This window comes from Arhodomonas sp. KWT2 (genome assembly GCF_041949875.1).
In the GTDB taxonomy this organism is placed as follows: Bacteria; Pseudomonadota; Gammaproteobacteria; order Nitrococcales; family Nitrococcaceae; genus Arhodomonas; species Arhodomonas aquaeolei.
Genome location: NZ_JBHFPQ010000053.1, coordinates 1 through 17,771, shown reverse-complemented (window position 1 = coordinate 17,771; position 17,771 = coordinate 1). Strand labels below are relative to the sequence as shown.

The window sequence follows — 17,771 nt, the reverse complement described above, 5'->3', positions numbered from 1 at the left end:
CGTTCATGCCCCGATCTCCCGGGCGATGCGGCCCATGTAGCCGGCGAAGACGTCGCGGTACTGCGGGATAGGCATGAGGAAGGCGTCGTGGCCGTGGTCCGCCTCAATCTCGGAGTAGCTGACGTCCTTGTTGCCGTCGAGCAGTGCGCGCACGATCTCCAGCGAGCGCGCCGGCGGGAAGCGCCAGTCGCTGGTGAACGCCAGCACCAGGAAGCGTGCCTGCACACCGGCGAGCGCCCGGGCGAGATCCCCGCCGTGGGCGGCCGCCGGATCGAAGTAGTCGAGCGCCTTGGTCATGAGCAGGTACGTGTTGGCGTCGAAACGGTTGATGAACGCACGCCCCTGGTAGCGCAGGTAGCTTTCGACCTCGAACTCCACGCCGTAGTGGAAGTCGTAGTCGGGCTTGCCCTCACGCAGGTCGCGGCCGAACTTCTCGTGCATCGCCTCGTCGGACAGGTAGGTGATGTGTCCGAGCATGCGCGCGAGCATCAGCCCGCGGCGGGGCACGGTGCCCATGGCCTGGTAGCGCCCCTCGTGGTAGTCCGGATCACCCCGGATGGCCTGGCGGGCGACCTCGTTGAAGCCGATGTTCTGCGCCGACAGGCGGGGTGCGGCGGCAACAGTCACCGCGTTGGCCAGCCGGTCGGGGTAGTCGATGGCCCACTGCAGGGCCTGCATGCCGCCGAGGCTGCCGCCCACCACCGCCGCCCAGCGATGGACGCCCAGGTGATCGGCGAGCCGTGCCTGGCTGGCGACCCAGTCGTGGACGGTAACCATCGGGAAGTCCGGCCCCCAGGGCTCGCCGGTGGCCGGGTTGACCGTCGCCGGGCCGGTGGAGCCGTGACAGCCGCCGAGGTTGTTGCTGCACACCACGAAGAACCGGTTGGTGTCCACGGGCTTGCCCGGTCCGATGATCGCCTCCCACCAGCCGGGTTTGCTGTCCTCGAGGGTATGGTAGCCGGCGGCGTGGTGGGTGCCCGAAAGGGCGTGGCAGATCAGTACGGCGTTGCTGGCGTCCGCGTTCAGTGTGCCGTAGGTCTCGTAGACGAGCTCGAAGCCGGGCAGCTCGCGCCCGCATTCCAGTGCCAGCGGTTCGTCGAAACGTGCGTGGCGTGGCGCCACCAGGCCGACGGAGTCGGACGGAATGGTCTTCGGCATGGGCTCGCTGCTATCCGGGACAATGCTCGCCGATACTAGGAGTCTGGGCGGCAGAAATCCAGAGGCTGGTCTCGTGCCCCCTTCGGGCGGCATTGAGGTGCCCGACCGGCCGCGTCGCGGTGTCCCCTGGATTGCTGGCGCCCGGACGGCTGGCGGCAGCATCGGGCGGGGCATGCATTGCCCCGCGTGCCATCAGAACAGCGGCGGGGCGATGTGGTTGAGCGGCTGCATCACCAGCATCTTCAGCACCTGGAGCAGGATCAGCGCCACCAGCGGTGACAGGTCGATGCCGCCGATCAGGGGCACGAGCTGGCGTATCGGCCGCAGCACCGGTTCGGTGAGGCTGTAGAGCAGGGTCTGTGCCGGGTGGTACTGACCCGGCTGGATCACCCAGGAGAGGATCGCCTGGGCGATGATGGCGATGAAATAGAGATTGAACAGCAGCGAGAGCAGCTCCGCGGGGGTGCGCACGAGGATGTAGCCGGCCCGCGGCATCACCCCGTAGATGAGCATCACCAGTGCCAGTGACACCGCCTGGAGCAATACCATCAGCACCACTGCGGAAAGGTCCAGGCCGGCCATGCCGGGGATGACCCGGCGTAGCGGGCGCAGCACCGGCTGGGTGACGCGCACCAGGAACTGCGAGATCGGGTTGAAGAAGTCCGCCCGCGTCCACTGCAGGAGGAAGCGCAGCATCACCGCCAGTATGTAGAGGCTGAACAGGGTGTGGACCAGGAACGCGAGCGGGTTCGCGACATAGCCGCCCATTACTGTTCTCCCAGCTGGTCACCGAGTTCCCGTGCCCGCGCCGCGCCTGCTTCCAGCGCCTTGCGGTAGAGCGTGCGCACGTCGCCGTCCTCCAGTGCCGTGACCACCGCGTGGGTGACGCCGTTGGGCGAGGTGACGCGCTCGCGCAGCCGCGCCGGCGTCTCCTCGCTCTCCAGCGCCATCCGCGCCGCGCCGAGGGCCGTCTCAAGGGTGAGCAGCCGGGCCTTTTCCCGGGGCAGGCCGAGCTCGGTGCCCGCGTCCTCCATCATCTCCATGAGCAGGAAGAAGTACGCGGGGCCGCTGCCGGAAATGGCGGTGACTGCGTCCATCAGCGCCTCGTCGGAGAGCCACTCGGTCACGCCCACCGCGCGCAGCAGCGATTCCGCGAGGTTGCGGCCGTGCTCGGTCACGTGCTCGTTGGCGTACAGCGCGGTGGCGCCGGTCTGGACCAGTGCCGGGGTGTTGGGCATGGCCCGCACCACGGCCACGCGGCCGCCGAGCCAGCGGCTGAGATCCGCCTCGCGCACGCCGGCGGCGATCGAGATGGTCAGGGTGTGCTGGGCCCGCAGCTGCCCGCCGAGGGATTCGGCGACGTCCCTGATCACCTGGGGCTTGACCGCGAGGACCACCGCGTCCGCGCCGTCGACGGCCTCGGCATTGTCGCCGGTGACAGTGACGCCGAAACGGCCGGCGAGCTCGTCGCGGCGCTCCTCGCTGGGATCGGCCACGCGGATACGGGCCGCCGGATAGCCGTCGGCGACGAGGCCGCCGATCAGGCTGCGGGCCATGTTGCCGCCGCCGATAAACGCGATCGTGTGCTCGTTCATAGGTTCATCTCCATGACCGTGGTCAGCCACCATGGGGATACCGGCGCGGACCGAACAGCGCGGTGCCGATGCGCACGACGGTCGCACCCTCGGCGATGGCCGCCTCCATGTCCGCGGACATCCCCATGGACAGTGTGTCCAGTGACAGGCCCTCGCCGCGGAGGTCCTCTAGCAGCCCCCGCAGCCGGGCGAAGGGGCGGCGCTGGGCCTCCGGGTCGGCCTCGGGGGCCGGCAGGGCCATCAGTCCGCGCAGCGCGAGCCGCGGCAGCGCGGCGACCTCGCGGGCGAGCGCGGGCACGTCCGCCGGTGCGACGCCGGACTTGCTCGGCTCGCCGCTCACGTTCACCTGGATGCAGCAGGCGAGCGGCGGGAGGTGATCCGGCCGCTGCCCGGAGAGCCGGCGGGCGATCTTCAGCCGCTCGATGGTGTGGACCATGTCGAAGGACTCGGCGACCGCGCGGGTCTTGTTCGACTGCAGCGGGCCGATGAAGTGCCACTCCAGCCCCAGTCCGGCGAGGGCGTCGATCTTCTCGTGGGCCTCCTGGAGATAGTTCTCGCCGAAGGCCCGCTGGCCGGCCGCCGCCGCTTCGCGGATGGCCTCCACCGGCTGGGTCTTGCTCACTGCGAGGATGGAGACGCTGCCCGGCTCGCGCCCGCAGCCGATCTCCGCAGCGCGAACGCGTTCACGCAGGTTGTCGAGCCGATCAGCGATGGTGTGCATGTTGCCTGTTATCCAGCCGATCTGTAGCTTTTAGTTCAACTGCCGGATGCTTGACCCGAGACCACGGGAATCGCCAGTCCAAGGGGGATGGATGGACATCGCAGACCTGCTCGCCTTCGGCGTTAAGAATAACGCCTCCGATCTGCACCTCTCCGCGGGCCTGCCGCCAATGATACGTGTTGACGGTGATGTGCGTCGAATCAACCTCCCGCCGATGGAGCACCAGGAAGTTCACGGCCTCATCTACGACATCATGAACGACAAGCAGCGGCGTGATTTCGAGGAGTACCTGGAAACGGACTTCTCCTTCGAAATCAAGTCGCTGGCCCGGTTCCGCGTCAATGCGTTCAACCACAACCGCGGTGCCGGGGCGGTATTCCGGACCATCCCCTCGACGGTGCTCACCCTGGATGACCTCGGTGCCCCCGAGGTCTTCAAGACCATCGCCGACAGCCCGCGGGGGCTGGTGCTGGTGACCGGGCCCACGGGCTCCGGCAAGTCCACGACGCTCGCCTCGCTGGTGGATTACCGTAACGAGAACTTCCACGAGCACATCCTCACCATCGAGGACCCGATCGAGTTCGTCCACGATTCGAAGAAGTGCATCGTCAACCAGCGCGAGGTCCACCGCGATACCCTGGGCTTCTCGGAGGCGCTGCGCTCGGCGCTGCGCGAGGACCCGGACGTGATCCTGGTCGGCGAGCTGCGCGACCTGGAGACCATCCGCCTGGCGCTCACCGCCGCGGAGACCGGCCACCTGGTGCTCGGCACGCTGCACACCAGCTCCGCGGCCAAGACCATCGACCGTATCGTCGACGTCTTCCCCGGTGCGGAGAAGGCGATGGTGCGCTCGATGCTCTCCGAGTCGCTGCGCGCGGTGATCTCCCAGAGTCTGCTCAAGAAGACCGGCGGCGGACGTATCGCGGCCCATGAGATCATGATCGGCACGCCGGCGATCCGGAACCTGATCCGCGAGGACAAGATCGCGCAGATGTACTCCGCCATTCAGACCGGTCAGGGATCCGGAATGCAGACCCTGGACCAGTGTCTGCAGCGGCTCGTGGCCAGCGGCCAGATCTCGCGCCAGGAGGCGAGGACCCACGCGAGTGCCAAGGAGAGCATCTCCTGAGGCACGCCGCGCCGGCAGACCGCGCGGCACCATTGCAACGAGACAGAGGGTGAATCGGGATGGATTTCAACTCGCTGCTGGAGCTGATGGTCCAGAAAAAGGCCTCGGATCTGTTCATCACGGCGGGACTCGCGCCGAGCATGAAGATCTCCGGGCGGATCATGCCCGTCACCAAGACCAAGCTCTCCCCGGACCAGGCGCGCCAGGTGGTGCTGTCGGTGATGACCGACCGCCAGCGCAGCGAGTTCGAGGCGAACCACGAGTGCAACTTTGCCATCAGTGCCCGCGGGCTCGGGCGCTTCCGTGTCAGCGCGTTCTTCCAGCGCAACCAGCCGGGGATGGTGCTGCGCCGCATCGAGACGGAGATCCCCACGGTGGAGCAGCTGCGCCTGCCGCCGATCCTCAATGACCTGTCCCTGACCAAGCGCGGGCTGATCATCTTCGTCGGCGGCACCGGCACGGGCAAATCGACCTCGCTGGCGGCAATGCTCGGCTACCGTAACGAGCACTCCACGGGCCATATCATCACCATCGAGGACCCCATCGAGTACATCCACTCGCACAACAACTGCATCGTCACGCAGCGCGAGGTGGGGCTCGACACGGACTCCTTCGAGGTGGCATTGAAGAACACCCTGCGCCAGGCGCCGGACGTGATCCTCATCGGCGAGATCCGCTCGCGCGAGACCATGGACTACGCCATCGCCTTCGCCGAGACGGGGCACCTGTGCCTGGCCACGCTCCACGCCAATAACGCCAACCAGGCGCTGGACCGGATCATCAACTTCTTCCCGGCGGACCGCCGGGACCAGCTCTTCACCGACCTGTCGCTCAACCTGCGCTCGATCATCGCCCAGCAGCTCATCCCCACGCCGGACGGCCAGGGCCGGGTGCCGGCCGTTGAGGTGCTGATCGGTTCGCCGCTGGTGCAGGACAAGATCCACGAGGGCGAGGTCCACGAGCTCAAGGAGATCATGAAGCGCTCCACCGAGATGGGGATGCAGACCTTCGACCAGAACCTCTACCGGCTCTACCGCGACGGCATGATCTCCTACGAGGAAGCACTCCGCCACGCCGACTCGCAGAACGAGGTGCGGCTGATGATCAAGCTCGGCGACGAGGGCAGCCGAGGCAAGATGGAGGAGGCCGCGGAGAGCATGACCCTCAAGGACGAGTAACCGTCGCCGCGGCTATTGCCCGTCCCCCGGCGGCAGGCGGGCGAGCTCGACGCCGGCCAGCACACCGCGCAGGCCGTCCACCTCCGTGGCGAGCGCTCCCGCCGGCAGACAGGCGGCCAGCGGGACGGCACGCGCCTCCTCCGGCGTGAGCCCGGCGAGGTAGTGCTGCAGCATCTCCATCACTTCTCCTTCGAAGCAGCCCGGCTCGCCGGCGCGGCTCGCGACCCGGGCCGGTATGCCGGCATCCTCCAGCGGCGCGATCCCGGCGATCGCCTCCGGCGGCAGGCCGGCGGTCAGGAAACGTGACGGGCACAGCCGGGCGGGCGGCGACTGCCAGCAGCCGATGAGCACGAGCCGCGGTGCGGGCCCGCACCGCTCGGCCAGGGCCAGCGCCGGCCCCGCGCCGATCCCCTCCGCGACGATCACCGGTGGGTCGGGGTACGAGGTCGCGAGGGCGTCTCCCTCGGGCGGATCCGCGGTGACCCGCGTGCCAGCGGCCGGCGGCGTTGCAAAGGCCCCCGGGGGCAGGAGCCCGCCGGTCCAGCCCTCCTCTGCACTGGCATGGCTGAGCGGGAGTACGCTCGGGCGGCCCGCATGGATGATGCGGCAGTACCGCCCGGGGGCGGCCTCGTCCGCCGGGATGCCGGTCAGGCGCAGCCACCACCAGCCCCCGGCCACGCGGTCGCAGCCGACGACTCGGCAGACGGTGCTCATGCCGTCGCGGCGTCGTCGCGGTGGACGAGCCGGCCGTCGACCAGCGTGTAGCGCACGCGTCCGGTCATCTCCCAGCCGAGGAACGGCGAGTTGCGCCCGCGGCTGCGGAGGGTCTCGCGCCGGCACCACCACACGGCGTCCGGATCGAACACGCAGATGTCCGCGGGGGCGCCCGGGGCCAGGGTGCCGGTATCCAGGCCCAGCACCGAGGCCGGGCCGCTGGTGGCCCGTGCGATCGCCTCGGGGAGCGGCAGGACCTCGGTCTCGACCAGCCTCAGAAGCAGGGGCAGGAAGGTATCCACGCCGCTTGCGCCGGGGCTGGTGGTGGCGAAGGGCCCGTCCTTGGCGTCGCCCCCGAGGGGGTGATGACCGGAGCAGATCACGCCGATGTCCCCCGTGGCCACCGCGCGGCGCAGTGCCTCGCGGTCGGCGAGGGTGCGCAGCGGCGGGCGCAGGTTGAAGCGCGCGTCGTAGCCGGTGAGGTCCTGCTCGGTGAAGAACAGCTGCGCGAGGGTGACGTCGGCGCTCACCCGCGCGCCGTCCGCGCGGGCCTGGCGCAGTAGTGTAAGCGCCTCGGCGGTGGAGAGGTGGCTGAAGTGCACGTCCGCCTCGCCCTCCGCGGCGAGGGCGAGGCAGCGGGCGATTCCGGCGGTCTCCGCCGCGGTGGGGATGCCCGGCAGCCCCAGCCGGGTGGCGACGGCCCCCTCGTGGGCGCAGCCCGCCGTGCCCAGGTAGGGGTCCAGCGGCGTGATCATCGCCGGCAGGCCGAAGGTCGCCGCGTACGCCAGGGCCCGGCGCAGCACCAGGGTGTCGGCCACCGGGTGACCGCCGTCGCCCACCGCCGGACAGCCGGCGGCGCGCAGGGTCGCCATCTCGGCGAGCTGCTCGCCGGCCAGGCCGCGGGTGAGCGCGCCCACCGGCAGCACGCGGGCGCCGCCGGCCTCGGCGGCACGGCGGTGGATGAGCTCCGCGACCGGCGGCGCGTCGATCAGCGGGTCGGTGTCCGGGGGGCAGACCAGGGTGGTGATGCCGCCGGCCGCCGCCGCATGGGCCTCGCCGGCGATGGTGTCCGGGTGCTCCGGGCCCGGTCGCCCGAGTCGGGCGCCGAGATCGATGAGCCCGGGGCAGACGATATGGCCGGCGGCCTCGAAGATCTCGTCTGCGGCGAACGTGTCGGGGACATCGCCGCAGTGGGCGACGTGGCCGTCGCTCACTGCGAGGTCGCCGGTGCGGTCCATGCCGCTGCGGGGGTCGATGATGCGTCCGCCGCGAATGAGTATGCGCATCACGCCTCCTCCCGCTGACTCTCGGTGCGGGCGCCGATGACCATGGACATCACCGCCATGCGCACGGCGATGCCGTTGGTGACCTGCTCCAGGATCACCGAGCGCGGGCCGTCGGCCACGTCGCTGTCGATCTCCACGCCGCGGTTGATCGGTCCGGGATGCATGACGATGGCGTCCGGCTTGGCCGCGGCCAGGCGGGCCTCGGTCAGCCCGTAGTGCTCGAAGTATTCCTCCTCGCTGGGCAGCAGCGCACCCTGCATGCGCTCGCGCTGCAGGCGCAGCATGATGACCACGTCCACGTCGCGCAGGCCCTCGTCCAGGTCGTGGTGGACGTGCACGCCGAGCTCGCCGATGTCGCGGGGCAGCAGCGTGCGCGGGGCGATCACGCGGACCTCGCCGGTACCCAGGCCGTTGAGGGCGTGGATCTGCGAGCGCGCCACACGGGAGTGGAGGATGTCGCCAACGATGGCCACACGCAGCGGTTCGAATGCGCCCTTGTGGCGGCGGATGGTGAAGGCATCGAGCATCGCCTGGGTGGGGTGGGCGTGGCGCCCGTCGCCGGCGTTGAGAACGGCCACGCCCTCGCCGAGATGGTCGGCGATGTAGTCGGCGGTGCCGCTCTCGCTGTGACGCACCACGAACATGTCCGCCTGCATCGCCTCCAGGTTGTGGAGCATGTCCAGCAGGCTCTCGCCCTTGGTCGTGGTGGTGGCGACGTTGACGTTGAGGACGTCCGCGGACAGCCGCTTGGCGGCGAGCTCGAAGGTCGTGCGGGTGCGGGTGCTGGACTCGAAGAACAGGTTGATCACCGTGCGCCCGCGCAGCAGCGGGACCTTCTTCACGGACTTGCCGATCACCCCGGTGAACGACTCCGCGGTGTCGAGGATGTCCTCCAGCAGCGCCCGCGGCACCCCCTCGGTGGTGAGGAAGTGGCGCAGCCGCCCCTCGTCGTCGATCTGTGCGCTCATTCGCCGTGCCGCTCGATGCTCAGGGTCAGGGGTTCGGGGCCGGACAGGCGCACGGCCTGGCCGGCGGGAAGGGTGATCCGGGTGCCGGCGACATCCGCGCACACCGGCAGCTCGCGGCTGCAGCGGTCGACCATCACCGCCAGGCGCACGGCGGCGGGGCGGCCGTAGTCGAACAGCTCGTTGAGTGCCGCGCGTACGGTGCGCCCGGTGTAGAGGACGTCGTCGACCAGTACGATGATGCGGTCGTCCACCTCGAAGGGCAGCTCCGAGGGGCGGACCCGCGGATGCATGCCGATACGCGAGAAGTCGTCGCGGTAGAAACCGATGTCCAGCCGTCCCAGCGGGGCGTCCATCCCCAGGGCATGGTGGAGGCGTTCGGCGAGCCACACGCCGCCGGTGTGGATGCCCACCATCGCCAGCCGGGCCGGATCGATGCCGGCGATGCATTCGCCGATGCCGGACTGCATCCGGGTCAGCAGCTCGCTGGCCGGGGGTAGCTGGGTCATGCGGTTCCTCCCTCGGCGAACCAGTGTTCCAGGATCACCGCCGCGGCGGTTGCGTCGATGCGGTGTTTGTCCCGACGCCCGCGCGCGGGGTGTCCGATAGCGTGCAGGCGCTGCCGGGCGGCCTGTGAGGTCATCGCCTCGCCGGTCCGGTGGACCGGCAGGGCGAAGCGCCCGGCCAGGCGGCGGGCGAAGCGGTCGGCGGCGCGGGCCACCGGTGACTCGGTACCGTCGGCGTGCTGCGGGGGGACGCCGACCACGAGTGCCAGCGGATGCCAGTGCTCGATCAATGCGGCGACCTCGTCCCAGTCCGGGGCGCCCTGTTGGGCCTGTAGCGTGGTGACACCCCGGGCGCCGCCCGTGATCGGCTCGCCCACGGCGACACCGATGCGCGCCAGGCCGAAATCGAAGCCCAGATAGTGCCCCTCGCGGGCCCGCTCAGGCATGGCCGGTCTGGGACGAGAGCCGGCTCAGGTCGACGCCGAGCAGTGCCGCGGCGGCGCGCCAGCGCTCCTCCAGAGGGTGCTGGAAGAGGATCTCAGGGGTTGCCGGGCCGTTGAGCCAGGCGTTCTCCGCCAGCTCCTCCTCGAGCTGGCCCTCGCTCCAGCCCGCGTAGCCGAGCGCGAGCAGCCAGTCTGCCGGCCCGTCGCCGCGGGCGATGGCCTCGAGGATGTCGCGGGAGGTGGTGATGGCGAGCTCGTCGGTGATCGCGCGGCTGGCCTCCCAGTTCCCCACCGGGCGGTGGAGAACGAAGCCCCGTTCGCGCTGCACGGGGCCGCCGGCGAATACGGGCCGGTCCGCGATGCCGGCGTCGCCGACCTCGATGTCCAGGTGCTCGAGGAGGTCGCCGACGCGGATCCCCGAGGGGCGATTGATCACGATGCCCAGCGCGCCTTCCCCCGTGTGCTCGCACAGATAGGTGACACTCTGCGCGAAATTGGGGTCCGCGAGGCTCGGCATGGCGATCAGCAGGTGGTTGGTGAGATCGCTTCCTTTGCCCATGGCTGCACAGTATCCGCCATGGCTCTCGCCCCCCACAAGCCCCGGGCCCGGCGTCAGTGGGTGCTGAAGTTCTGTCCCCGGCTGAACTCCCAGGTGCGCGTGATCACCAGCAGGTCGTTGCCCTTGAGCACGCGCTCCGGTACCGGCGCGAAAGGGGCAGCGAGGTCCACGATGCGCTGTGCCGCCTGATCCAGGACCGGGTAGCGGGAGGGCTCGAGGACGTCCACGCTCACCACGCTGCCGTCGGGGCGCAGGGTGACCTCCAGGATCAGGCGGCCGCCGAGCCCGCGCCGCCGTGCCTCCTCCGGATAGTTCATGTTGCCGATGCGTTCGATCTTGTCGATCCAGCTCCGCATGTAGGCCGCGGCGGCGTGCTCCCGGGTGCTTGCGCTGATCCGTCGTTTGTCCGGGAAGTCGGATTCCCCCGGCGAGCGTGAGTGGGAGAACGACTCGTTGGCGGCCACCTCCTGGCTGCTGCGCAGGATGTCGGTGGCGGAGAGCTCGCGTTTCGGGGGCTTCTCCGGCTGTGGTTCGGGCTCGGGCGGCGCCGCCTTCTCCTCGGCCTTGCCGGCGACCTCGGGCTTCTCCGGCGGCTCGGGGCCCGGCTCCGGGGCCGGCGCCGGTTGTGGCGAAGGCTGCGGTTCCGGCGCGGGCTCGGCGGGCGGTGGCGATGCCGGCGGCTTCGGGGCCGGTGGCTGCGGCGTCACCGGCTCGCGGCGGCCGGCGGCCGTCTGCTCACCGCCGCCGCTGCGGTCCGCGTTGGCGATGAATTCGGGTTTCTCGGGGGGCGGTTCGGGCTCCGGTTGCTCGCGGACCAGGGCGATGTCGAGCATCGGCTGTGCGGACCGGGGGTGAGGCGGCTGCCAGGTGAATCCCACGGCCAGGAGCACGAACAGGTGTGCCCCTGCCGAGAAAAGGACCGCGAGGGTCAGTCGTCGCGTGCGCGTATCAGTCGCCGCCATGGCCGCTCCCGTGCGTTGCCGTGCCGCCGTCCTCCGCGGGCATCCGCTGCAGCACCGCGCGTGCGATTATACCGTTCACCAGTCCGAACACGACCGCCGCGGTCATCAGCCACGGCAGGAGATAGGGCAACGCCGGATGGGGCACCAGCAGCCCCCAGGCGAGCAGGAACTGGCCACCGGTGTGGGCGCAGGCCGCCAGCGTGCTGTAGCCGATCGCCCGGGTGCCCGGGAGCAGCCGCCCGACCCCCAGGCCGAGCACGGCGGCGGTGGCCCCGGCGGCGCTGAGCAGGAAACCCGGCGAGAGGAAGGTGCCGAGGACCAGCCCGGCGGCGAACACCCGCAGCACCGCCACCCAGGCGGCGGCGCGCCAGCCGTAGCGGCACACCGCGAAGACCGTGATCACGTTGGCCAGTCCCGGCTTGATCCCCGGCACCGGCGAGGGCAGCTGGGCCTCGAGGGCGTGGATCGCCGTCGCCAGGGCCGCCAGCCAGGCGATGCGCACGTCGGCGCGGGTGGCCGTGACCGTGGTCCCGCCGTTCACTGGTTGACCGCGTCCAGTCCCGGGCCGTCGCCCTCGACGGTCACCGTGACCCGGTTGGGCAGGCACACCGCCGTCTCCCCCGGGCGCGTGAGCCAGCCCGCGTGGACGCACAGCTTGCGGCGACCCGGTGAGTCGAGCACGCGGATCCGTCCGTCGCGCACGGCGATCCGGGTCTCGCCGAGGGCGCCGTGGACGGTGAGCTCGCTCTCGCCCTCCAGCGCCACGCGCCGGTGGTGGGCACCGCCCACCCAGATCTCGGCATGGGTGGCGTTGGCCGTCGATGGCGTGAGGCCGGCATGCAGTGCGGCCACCAGGATCACGGCGAGGCAGACGATCACGCCATCGGTCACGCTCATGGCGTCACCCGCTCGACCACGTCGGGTGCCGGGTCTCCCTGCAGCTCGATGCGCTTGGCCATGGCGTCGGTGAGGTGCACGCCGCCCCTGCCGTCGATCAGCATCGCGGCGGCGATACCGAGCCGCCGCGCGGTGGTGACCCAGTCGCCCGGGCCGGCCACGAACAGGGCCGTCGCCGCGGCGTCGGCCAGCCCGGGGTCGTCGGCGATGACGGTAACCGAGCGGACGCCGCGGGCGGGTCGGCCGGTGGCGGGGTCGATGATGTGGTGGTAGCGCTGGCCGTCGTACTCGAAGAAGCGCTCGTAGTCCCCGGAGGTGAAGATGGACTCGCCGGCGCGCAGCGTCACACGGGCGATAAGGCCCTCGCCGCGAGGGGAGCGGATGCCGATCCGCCAGGGCCGGTCGCCGGGCGTGCCGGCCGTGGCGATGTCGCCGCCGGCGCTGACCAGAACCGCATCGGCGCCGGCGTCGCGGAACAGGGTGCGCAGGCGCCCGGCAGCCACCCCTTTGGCAAAGCCGCCGAGATCGATGCGCACTGCCGTGTGGCCCGCCTCCAGCCGGCCGTCTCCGGGGCTCAGTGCGGACAGCGACGGATGCTTGTGAACCAGGTCCGTGACGTCGCCCGCCGGGGGTGGCCGGGAGGGCAGGTCCGTGGCCTCGTCGAAGCCCCAGAGCCGGACCAGGGCGCCGAGTCCGGCGTTGAAGTGTCCGCCGCTGCGGTGTTCCAGCCGCGCCGCGCGGCTCAGCAGGGGGCGCAGGTCCCTGGGCACGGTGGCGGCCTCGCCGGCGGCGAGCCGCCGGTTGAGCCTGGCGATGCCATCACCGCGCCGGGGGTGCCAGCGCCCGTGCCAGGTCTCCAGGTGCCGCCGCGCGTCGGTGACGGCATTGTCGAAGCCCGGACCGTCCAGCCCGTAGGCGGTGATGGTCACCCGCGTGCCGAAGGCATAGAGCCGGGCCTTGCGTGGTGGCGATCCCGTTCCGCTGCAGGCCGCCAGGAGCACGGCGGCCAGCAGCGCGGTCGCGGCCTGCCGCCGTATTGCCATCACCGCGGAAGCCGCGCCTCGATCCAGTCGAAGAGCTCGCCCGCGATGTTCATGCCGTAGAAGCGGTCGAGCTCGCGTACGCAGGTCGGGCTGGTGAGGTTGATCTCGGTGAGGTGCTCGCCGATGACGTCCAGGCCGGCGAACCAGATGCCCCGGGCCTTGAGTGCGGGCGCGACCTCGTCGACGATCCAGCGGTCGCGCTCGGTGAGCTCCACGCCCTCGCCGCGGCCGCCGGCGGCCAGATTGCCGCGGGTCTCGCCCGCCGCCGGGACCCGCGCCAGGGCGTAGGGGACCGGCTCGCCGTCGATGACCAGGATGCGCTTGTCGCCGGCGCTGATCTCCGGGAGGTAGCGCTGGGCCATGACATATCGGGTGCCCCGCTCGGAGAGCGTCTCCAGCACCACCGAGGTGTTGGGGTCGCCCTCGTCGAGCACGAACACCGAATCGCCGCCCATGCCGTGCAGCGGCTTGAGTACCGCGCGGCCGTGCTGGCGGATGAACGCGCGCAGCCGCTCGGCGTGCATGTCCACCAGGGTCGGTGCGCAGCACTGCGGGAAGTGCGTCGCGAACAGTTTCTCCTGCGCCTCGCGCAGCGCCGCCGGGCGGTTGATCACGAGCGTACCCTCGCGCTCCGCCGCCTCCAGGATGTGGGTGGCGTAGACGAACTCGTAGTCCACCGGCGGGTCCTTGCGCATGAGGATCACGTCGAGCTCGGCCAGCGGCGCGTCGCGGCCCTCGCCGAGCTCGAACCAGTGGTGGTTGTCGTCGTGGACGGTGAGCCGGCGCTGGTGGCCGTGGGCGACGCCGTCGTCCAGCCACAGGTCGCCGAGTTCCAGGTAGGCGATCTCCCAGCCGCGGCGCTGGGCTTCGAGCAGCATCGCCAGGGTGGTGTCCTTGTAGGGTTTGATCCGGGCGATGGGATCCATCACCACGCCGATGCGCACGCTCATGCTCCGTCCCTCAGGTGTTGGCGAGTGACCGGTGCCCCGGCCCGGCACCGTGTCCGGTCGGTATCGTGTCGATACGATCACAGAAAAATCCGGCCAGACGCCGATACTGGCGCTCAGGAAAAATTCGAAAAGCGCTTCGATTGTACCGCAGTGACCCAGTCATTAAACTCGATTCCAGCGTCGTCCGGGGGCGGCGGCGCGCACAGGGCGGTATAGTGAAGCAAGGCGTCCGGTGGGGGTCCGGTGGTGGATAACGACGAGCAGGACATGACCGGCCTGAAGGTCATGGTCATCGACGACAGCAAGACGATCCGGCGCACCGCGGAGACGCTGCTGAAGAAAGAGGGCTGCGAGGTGATCACCGCCACGGACGGATTCGAGGCGCTCGCGAAGATCGCCGATCACCATCCCGACGTGATCTTCATCGATATCATGATGCCGCGCCTCGACGGGTATCAGACCTGTGCGTTGATAAAGAACAATTCCTCTTTTCGTGGAACACCGGTAATTATGCTCTCGAGCAAGGACGGTCTCTTTGATCGCGCCCGCGGCCGGATCGTCGGTTCGGAGCAGTACCTGACCAAACCGTTTACCCGGGACGAACTGCTGGGCGCCATACGCCGCCACCTTTCGCGGGCCGCGTAGTCGCGTCCGGACCCGGAAAACAACAACTGGATGCACGACGCCTGTCTTGGGGGGAACGCGCAATGACCCGCATCCTTGTGGTGGACGACTCACCAACGGAAACCCACGTGCTCAAGACCATGCTCGAGAAGCATGGCTATGAGGTCAGCGTCGCCGAGGATGGCGATCAGGGCATGGACCGGGCGCGCAACGAGCGCCCCGACGTCATCCTGATGGACATCGTCATGCCGGGGATGAACGGCTTCCAGGCTACGCGCAAGCTCTCGCGCGACCCCGACACCAGCGCCATCCCGATCGTGGTGATCAGCACCAAGGACCAGGAGACGGACCGGATCTGGGCGAAACGCCAGGGGGCGATGGACTACATCACCAAGCCGGTTACCGAGGACGAGCTGCTGGACAAGATCGGCGCCGCGCTCGGTGGCTGAAACGGCCATGCAGGCAATCGCACCCTTCCCCGAGCTGCGCCGCCTCCAGCGTCTGGGGCTGGCCTCGCAGGCGGCGCTGCCCGCGCGCGAGGAGGCCCCCAGCGAATGGGCAGGGGTCGCGTTCCGGCTCGGCTCGCGTCACCTCCTCGCGCCCATGGACGAGGTCATGGAGGTGGTGACGCCGCCGGCGCTGGCGCGTGTGCCCCACGCGCAGGGCTGGGTGCTCGGGATCGCCAACATCCGCGGCACACTGGTGCCCGTCTCCGACCTCGGTGCCTTCCTGGGCCTGGGGGCCGCGGCGGACAGCCCGGTGGCGCGGGTGCTGGTTATCGCCCAGGGCGATGCCCAGGCGGGGGTGCTCGTGGATGAGCTCTACGGCATGCGCCATCTGCCGGCGGCGGCGGAGCGGATGCCGGGCGAGGACGAGCGCGCCGCCCAGGGCGCGGCGGCGGATTACATCACCGCGGTATTCGAGCAGGCCGGCAGTCGCTGGCCGGTATTCAGCATGAGTGCATTGGCCGGGGATCCCGCCTTTCTCAGGGCGTCGGCCTAGGTCGGCGTACGGGTCGGCAAGTCTTGCCAGGAGGAAACAGCGCATATGGCTAGGGAGGACAATCGGCAGGCATCCACCGGTCTCAGACGGGTGGCCGACCTGCTCACCGTCGTCGCGGCCCTGGCGATCGTCGCCATGATCGCCGCCTTCGCCCTGGTCGCCCATTATGGCGACATCGACCGGGCCTACATCAGCCGCGCCGACAGTGTGCGCGTGCAGTCGCAGAAGATCGCCAAGAACGCCCTCGAGGCGGCGAACGGCAAGACCGACGCGTTCGCCGAGCTCGGATCGGGGCGTGACGCCCTTCAGGCGAATATCGACGACCTCGTCGAGGGCGTCGATAAGGTCGGGCTGCCGCCCACCGCGCAGGCCTCCGACGAGGCCTCGGCGGCGCTCGGCAAGGTCGTGCGCGTCTGGCGGCAGATGCGCGAGGAGGTCAATGCCATCCTCGACCGCCGGGAGATGGTCGTGCGCGCCAATGTCGTCGCCGAGCGTTTCCGGGTGTTGCTGCCCCAGATCCAGGAGAGTGCCGCCGACCTGGCGGACGGCCTTGCCGGCGGTGGCGGCAGCGCGCGCCAGGCGGCCCTGGCCGCGGAGCTGAATACCGTTGCCGAACGTATCGGGCGTAACCTCTCGGGCATGGTGCGCGGCGGTTTCGGCAACACCGGCGCGGCCCGTCGGCTCGAGGACGCTTCCGATCGTTTCGGCCGGATCATCGACGGCCTGTCCCAGGGCAGCGAGGCCCTCGGGGTGAGCCCGGTCACCGGGGAGAACGCGCGCAGTGCCGTCTCGGCGATCGCCTCCGACTTCGAGGAGGTGCGCTCCAGCGTGGACGAACTGCTCTCCCAGTCGCCGGAGCTCTTCCGCGTTCGTGACGCGGCGGACGGTATCTACACGCTCTCCGAGCAGGTTCTGGCCACCGGCCAGCAGCTCACCGGTGCCTATCGCGATCTCTCGGGCTCGCGCTGGGTGCAGCCCTGGATGCCTTACGCGCTGGGTGCCCTGGCATTGATCGTGCTGATCGTGCGCGGCGCGGTTGCCTGGCAGATCGGGCGTCAGGCCGTGGCCCGTGCCGAGGCCCAGCGTGCCCGCGTCGACGAGGCCAACCAGCGTAACCAGCAGGCCATCCTCAATCTCCTCGACGAGATCGAGGACCTCAAGGAGGGCGACCTCACCATCGAGGCGTCGGTGGGTGAGGAGATAACGGGCGCCATCGCCGACGCCTTCAACGACGCCACGGACGCCCTGCGCCGGCTGGTGACGACCATCAACGATACCTCGGTACAGGTCTCCACCGCCGCCCAGCAGACCCAGGCGACGGCGATGCATCTCGCTGAGGCCTCCGACCACCAGGCGCACCAGATCACCTCGGCCTCGGCGGCGATCAACCAGATGGCGGTCTCCGTCGATCAGGTTTCCCAGAACGCCGAGGAATCCGCCCAGGTCGCGCAGCAGTCCGTGGAGCTCGCCACCCGCGGTGCCGAGACGGTGAAGCGGACCATCGAGCAGATGGACAGCACCCGCGAGCAGATCCAGGAGACGTCCAAGCGCATCAAGCGCCTCGGTGAGTCCTCGCAGGAGATCGGTAATATCGTTGAGTTGATCAACGACATCGCCGATCAGACCAACATCCTCGCGCTCAATGCCTCCATCCAGGCGGCCATGGCCGGCGAGTCCGGCCGGGGCTTCGCGGTGGTCGCCGACGAGGTCCAGCGCCTCGCCGAGCGTTCCGGTAATGCCACCAAGCAGATCGAGGCGCTGGTCAAGACGATCCAGACCGATACCAACGAGGCGGTGATCTCCATGGAGCAGAGCACCGCCGGCGTGGTGGCGGGCGGCCGCCAGGCCGAGGGGGCCGGGGCCGGGCGGCGCGTGTTCGCGAACGGCTCCCTGCGCGTTGAATTTATCTATCCCGCGCACCGCCCCTCCGGCCACCAGGGCCTGGGGGGCCCCCGCCACCACGCCGGCGGTGCTCTGCTCCATGGAGATCACCGCCTCGTTGGTATCGGTCTGGATCGTCTTGACCAGCGCCTCGATCT

General features: G+C 70.0%; 21 protein-coding genes. 6 read left to right on the top strand and 15 right to left on the bottom strand.

Features of this window, described 5'->3' with window-relative positions; all coding sequences use genetic code 11:
- Window positions 1-3 precede the first annotated feature (3 nt).
- The 4 genes from ACEZHJ_RS17615 to ACEZHJ_RS17600 all read right to left on the bottom strand — a co-directional run bounded on the left by ACEZHJ_RS17615 (window position 4) and on the right by ACEZHJ_RS17600 (window position 3,474).
- Window positions 4-1,158, bottom strand: a complete 1,155-nt coding sequence (locus tag ACEZHJ_RS17615; protein ID WP_018718721.1) for a homoserine O-acetyltransferase — start codon at window positions 1,156-1,158, stop codon at window positions 4-6.
- A gap of 192 nt (window positions 1,159-1,350) precedes the next feature.
- Window positions 1,351-1,926: a YggT family protein gene (locus ACEZHJ_RS17610; RefSeq protein WP_018718722.1), complete on the bottom strand. Its 576-nt coding sequence runs from the start codon at window positions 1,924-1,926 to the stop codon at window positions 1,351-1,353.
- Complete coding sequence (gene proC, locus ACEZHJ_RS17605; RefSeq protein ID WP_018718723.1) at window positions 1,926-2,753, bottom strand: pyrroline-5-carboxylate reductase; 828 nt, start codon at window positions 2,751-2,753, stop codon at window positions 1,926-1,928. Before proC ends, ACEZHJ_RS17610 begins: the two co-directional genes overlap by 1 nt.
- A 22-nt stretch (window positions 2,754-2,775) precedes the next feature.
- On the bottom strand, window positions 2,776-3,474 hold the full coding sequence (locus ACEZHJ_RS17600) for a YggS family pyridoxal phosphate-dependent enzyme (protein WP_018718724.1): 699 nt from the start codon (window positions 3,472-3,474) through the stop codon (window positions 2,776-2,778).
- Between the two features lie 91 nt (window positions 3,475-3,565).
- Between ACEZHJ_RS17600 and ACEZHJ_RS17595 the strand changes: the two genes are divergently transcribed.
- A complete protein-coding gene (locus ACEZHJ_RS17595; protein ID WP_018718725.1) occupies window positions 3,566-4,603 on the top strand; it encodes a type IV pilus twitching motility protein PilT in 1,038 nt (345 codons plus the stop codon).
- A 59-nt stretch (window positions 4,604-4,662) separates the two neighbouring features.
- Window positions 4,663-5,781, top strand: coding sequence for a PilT/PilU family type 4a pilus ATPase (locus ACEZHJ_RS17590; protein WP_018718726.1), 1,119 nt, complete (start codon window positions 4,663-4,665; stop codon window positions 5,779-5,781).
- A gap of 12 nt (window positions 5,782-5,793) precedes the next feature.
- Here ACEZHJ_RS17590 and ACEZHJ_RS17585 read toward each other — a convergent pair whose 3' ends face one another.
- From ACEZHJ_RS17585 to gshB, 11 genes are read right to left on the bottom strand one after another with little or no spacing between them, the layout of a single operon-like run.
- Entirely contained in the window at window positions 5,794-6,495 is a 702-nt protein-coding gene (locus ACEZHJ_RS17585) for a hypothetical protein (protein ID WP_163141362.1), read from the bottom strand.
- Window positions 6,492-7,781: a dihydroorotase gene (locus ACEZHJ_RS17580; protein ID WP_018718728.1), complete on the bottom strand. Its 1,290-nt coding sequence runs from the start codon at window positions 7,779-7,781 to the stop codon at window positions 6,492-6,494. Before ACEZHJ_RS17580 ends, ACEZHJ_RS17585 begins: the two co-directional genes overlap by 4 nt.
- Window positions 7,781-8,749 carry an aspartate carbamoyltransferase catalytic subunit gene (locus ACEZHJ_RS17575; RefSeq protein ID WP_018718729.1) on the bottom strand — a complete coding sequence of 323 codons (969 nt, stop codon included), beginning with the start codon at window positions 8,747-8,749 and terminating at the stop codon, window positions 7,781-7,783. Before ACEZHJ_RS17575 ends, ACEZHJ_RS17580 begins: the two co-directional genes overlap by 1 nt.
- The gene (gene pyrR, locus ACEZHJ_RS17570) at window positions 8,746-9,255 is read right to left on the bottom strand and encodes a bifunctional pyr operon transcriptional regulator/uracil phosphoribosyltransferase PyrR (protein WP_163140874.1); all 510 of its coding nucleotides are present in this window, start codon (window positions 9,253-9,255) and stop codon (window positions 8,746-8,748) included. Before pyrR ends, ACEZHJ_RS17575 begins: the two co-directional genes overlap by 4 nt.
- Window positions 9,252-9,698, bottom strand: coding sequence for a Holliday junction resolvase RuvX (gene ruvX, locus ACEZHJ_RS17565; protein ID WP_163140873.1), 447 nt, complete (start codon window positions 9,696-9,698; stop codon window positions 9,252-9,254). The genes pyrR and ruvX overlap by 4 nt, the downstream gene beginning before the upstream one ends.
- Window positions 9,691-10,254, bottom strand: coding sequence for a YqgE/AlgH family protein (locus ACEZHJ_RS17560; RefSeq protein ID WP_375036742.1), 564 nt, complete (start codon window positions 10,252-10,254; stop codon window positions 9,691-9,693). The genes ruvX and ACEZHJ_RS17560 overlap by 8 nt, the downstream gene beginning before the upstream one ends.
- 53 nt (window positions 10,255-10,307) lie before the next feature.
- On the bottom strand, window positions 10,308-11,216 hold the full coding sequence (locus ACEZHJ_RS17555; RefSeq protein WP_163141372.1) for an energy transducer TonB: 909 nt from the start codon (window positions 11,214-11,216) through the stop codon (window positions 10,308-10,310).
- Window positions 11,203-11,757, bottom strand: coding sequence for a Gx transporter family protein (locus ACEZHJ_RS17550; RefSeq protein ID WP_163141375.1), 555 nt, complete (start codon window positions 11,755-11,757; stop codon window positions 11,203-11,205). The genes ACEZHJ_RS17555 and ACEZHJ_RS17550 overlap by 14 nt, the downstream gene beginning before the upstream one ends.
- Window positions 11,754-12,113, bottom strand: a complete 360-nt coding sequence (locus ACEZHJ_RS17545; RefSeq protein WP_163141378.1) for a NusG domain II-containing protein — start codon at window positions 12,111-12,113, stop codon at window positions 11,754-11,756. Before ACEZHJ_RS17545 ends, ACEZHJ_RS17550 begins: the two co-directional genes overlap by 4 nt.
- Window positions 12,110-13,156, bottom strand: a complete 1,047-nt coding sequence (locus ACEZHJ_RS17540; RefSeq protein WP_163141381.1) for an FAD:protein FMN transferase — start codon at window positions 13,154-13,156, stop codon at window positions 12,110-12,112. The genes ACEZHJ_RS17545 and ACEZHJ_RS17540 overlap by 4 nt, the downstream gene beginning before the upstream one ends.
- A complete protein-coding gene (gshB, locus tag ACEZHJ_RS17535; RefSeq protein WP_375036741.1) occupies window positions 13,156-14,106 on the bottom strand; it encodes a glutathione synthase in 951 nt (316 codons plus the stop codon). The genes ACEZHJ_RS17540 and gshB overlap by 1 nt, the downstream gene beginning before the upstream one ends.
- Window positions 14,107-14,373: 267 nt before the next feature.
- Between gshB and pilG the strand changes: the two genes are divergently transcribed.
- From pilG to ACEZHJ_RS17515, 4 genes are all read left to right on the top strand, one after another.
- Window positions 14,374-14,751: a twitching motility response regulator PilG gene (pilG, locus tag ACEZHJ_RS17530; RefSeq protein ID WP_040409542.1), complete on the top strand. Its 378-nt coding sequence runs from the start codon at window positions 14,374-14,376 to the stop codon at window positions 14,749-14,751.
- A gap of 62 nt (window positions 14,752-14,813) precedes the next feature.
- Entirely contained in the window at window positions 14,814-15,179 is a 366-nt protein-coding gene (locus tag ACEZHJ_RS17525; protein ID WP_018718739.1) for a PleD family two-component system response regulator, read from the top strand.
- 7 nt (window positions 15,180-15,186) lie between these two features.
- Complete coding sequence (locus ACEZHJ_RS17520) at window positions 15,187-15,732, top strand: chemotaxis protein CheW (protein WP_018718740.1); 546 nt, start codon at window positions 15,187-15,189, stop codon at window positions 15,730-15,732.
- A 45-nt stretch (window positions 15,733-15,777) separates the two neighbouring features.
- A partial coding sequence (locus ACEZHJ_RS17515; RefSeq protein ID WP_375036739.1) for a methyl-accepting chemotaxis protein occupies window positions 15,778-17,771 on the top strand: 1,994 nt, incomplete at its 3' end.

What these genes read in the sequence shown, in the direction of transcription:
- ACEZHJ_RS17555 (WP_163141372.1), bottom strand. Translation starts at nt 11,216, where the DNA reads ATGGCGGCGACTGATACGCGCACGCGACGACTGACCCTCGCGGTCCTT.
- ACEZHJ_RS17585 (WP_163141362.1), bottom strand. Translation starts at nt 6,495, where the DNA reads ATGAGCACCGTCTGCCGAGTCGTCGGCTGCGACCGCGTGGCCGGGGGC.
- ACEZHJ_RS17575 (WP_018718729.1), bottom strand. Translation starts at nt 8,749, where the DNA reads ATGAGCGCACAGATCGACGACGAGGGGCGGCTGCGCCACTTCCTCACC.
- ruvX (WP_163140873.1), bottom strand. Translation starts at nt 9,698, where the DNA reads ATGCCTGAGCGGGCCCGCGAGGGGCACTATCTGGGCTTCGATTTCGGC.
- pyrR (WP_163140874.1), bottom strand. Translation starts at nt 9,255, where the DNA reads ATGACCCAGCTACCCCCGGCCAGCGAGCTGCTGACCCGGATGCAGTCC.
- ACEZHJ_RS17615 (WP_018718721.1), bottom strand. Translation starts at nt 1,158, where the DNA reads ATGCCGAAGACCATTCCGTCCGACTCCGTCGGCCTGGTGGCGCCACGC.
- ACEZHJ_RS17590 (WP_018718726.1), top strand. Translation starts at nt 4,663, where the DNA reads ATGGATTTCAACTCGCTGCTGGAGCTGATGGTCCAGAAAAAGGCCTCG.
- ACEZHJ_RS17525 (WP_018718739.1), top strand. Translation starts at nt 14,814, where the DNA reads ATGACCCGCATCCTTGTGGTGGACGACTCACCAACGGAAACCCACGTG.
- ACEZHJ_RS17580 (WP_018718728.1), bottom strand. Translation starts at nt 7,781, where the DNA reads ATGCGCATACTCATTCGCGGCGGACGCATCATCGACCCCCGCAGCGGC.
- ACEZHJ_RS17595 (WP_018718725.1), top strand. Translation starts at nt 3,566, where the DNA reads ATGGACATCGCAGACCTGCTCGCCTTCGGCGTTAAGAATAACGCCTCC.
- ACEZHJ_RS17520 (WP_018718740.1), top strand. Translation starts at nt 15,187, where the DNA reads ATGCAGGCAATCGCACCCTTCCCCGAGCTGCGCCGCCTCCAGCGTCTG.
- ACEZHJ_RS17540 (WP_163141381.1), bottom strand. Translation starts at nt 13,156, where the DNA reads ATGGCAATACGGCGGCAGGCCGCGACCGCGCTGCTGGCCGCCGTGCTC.
- ACEZHJ_RS17545 (WP_163141378.1), bottom strand. Translation starts at nt 12,113, where the DNA reads ATGAGCGTGACCGATGGCGTGATCGTCTGCCTCGCCGTGATCCTGGTG.
- ACEZHJ_RS17560 (WP_375036742.1), bottom strand. Translation starts at nt 10,254, where the DNA reads ATGGGCAAAGGAAGCGATCTCACCAACCACCTGCTGATCGCCATGCCG.
- ACEZHJ_RS17610 (WP_018718722.1), bottom strand. Translation starts at nt 1,926, where the DNA reads ATGGGCGGCTATGTCGCGAACCCGCTCGCGTTCCTGGTCCACACCCTG.
- gshB (WP_375036741.1), bottom strand. Translation starts at nt 14,106, where the DNA reads ATGAGCGTGCGCATCGGCGTGGTGATGGATCCCATCGCCCGGATCAAA.
- ACEZHJ_RS17600 (WP_018718724.1), bottom strand. Translation starts at nt 3,474, where the DNA reads ATGCACACCATCGCTGATCGGCTCGACAACCTGCGTGAACGCGTTCGC.
- pilG (WP_040409542.1), top strand. Translation starts at nt 14,374, where the DNA reads ATGACCGGCCTGAAGGTCATGGTCATCGACGACAGCAAGACGATCCGG.
- proC (WP_018718723.1), bottom strand. Translation starts at nt 2,753, where the DNA reads ATGAACGAGCACACGATCGCGTTTATCGGCGGCGGCAACATGGCCCGC.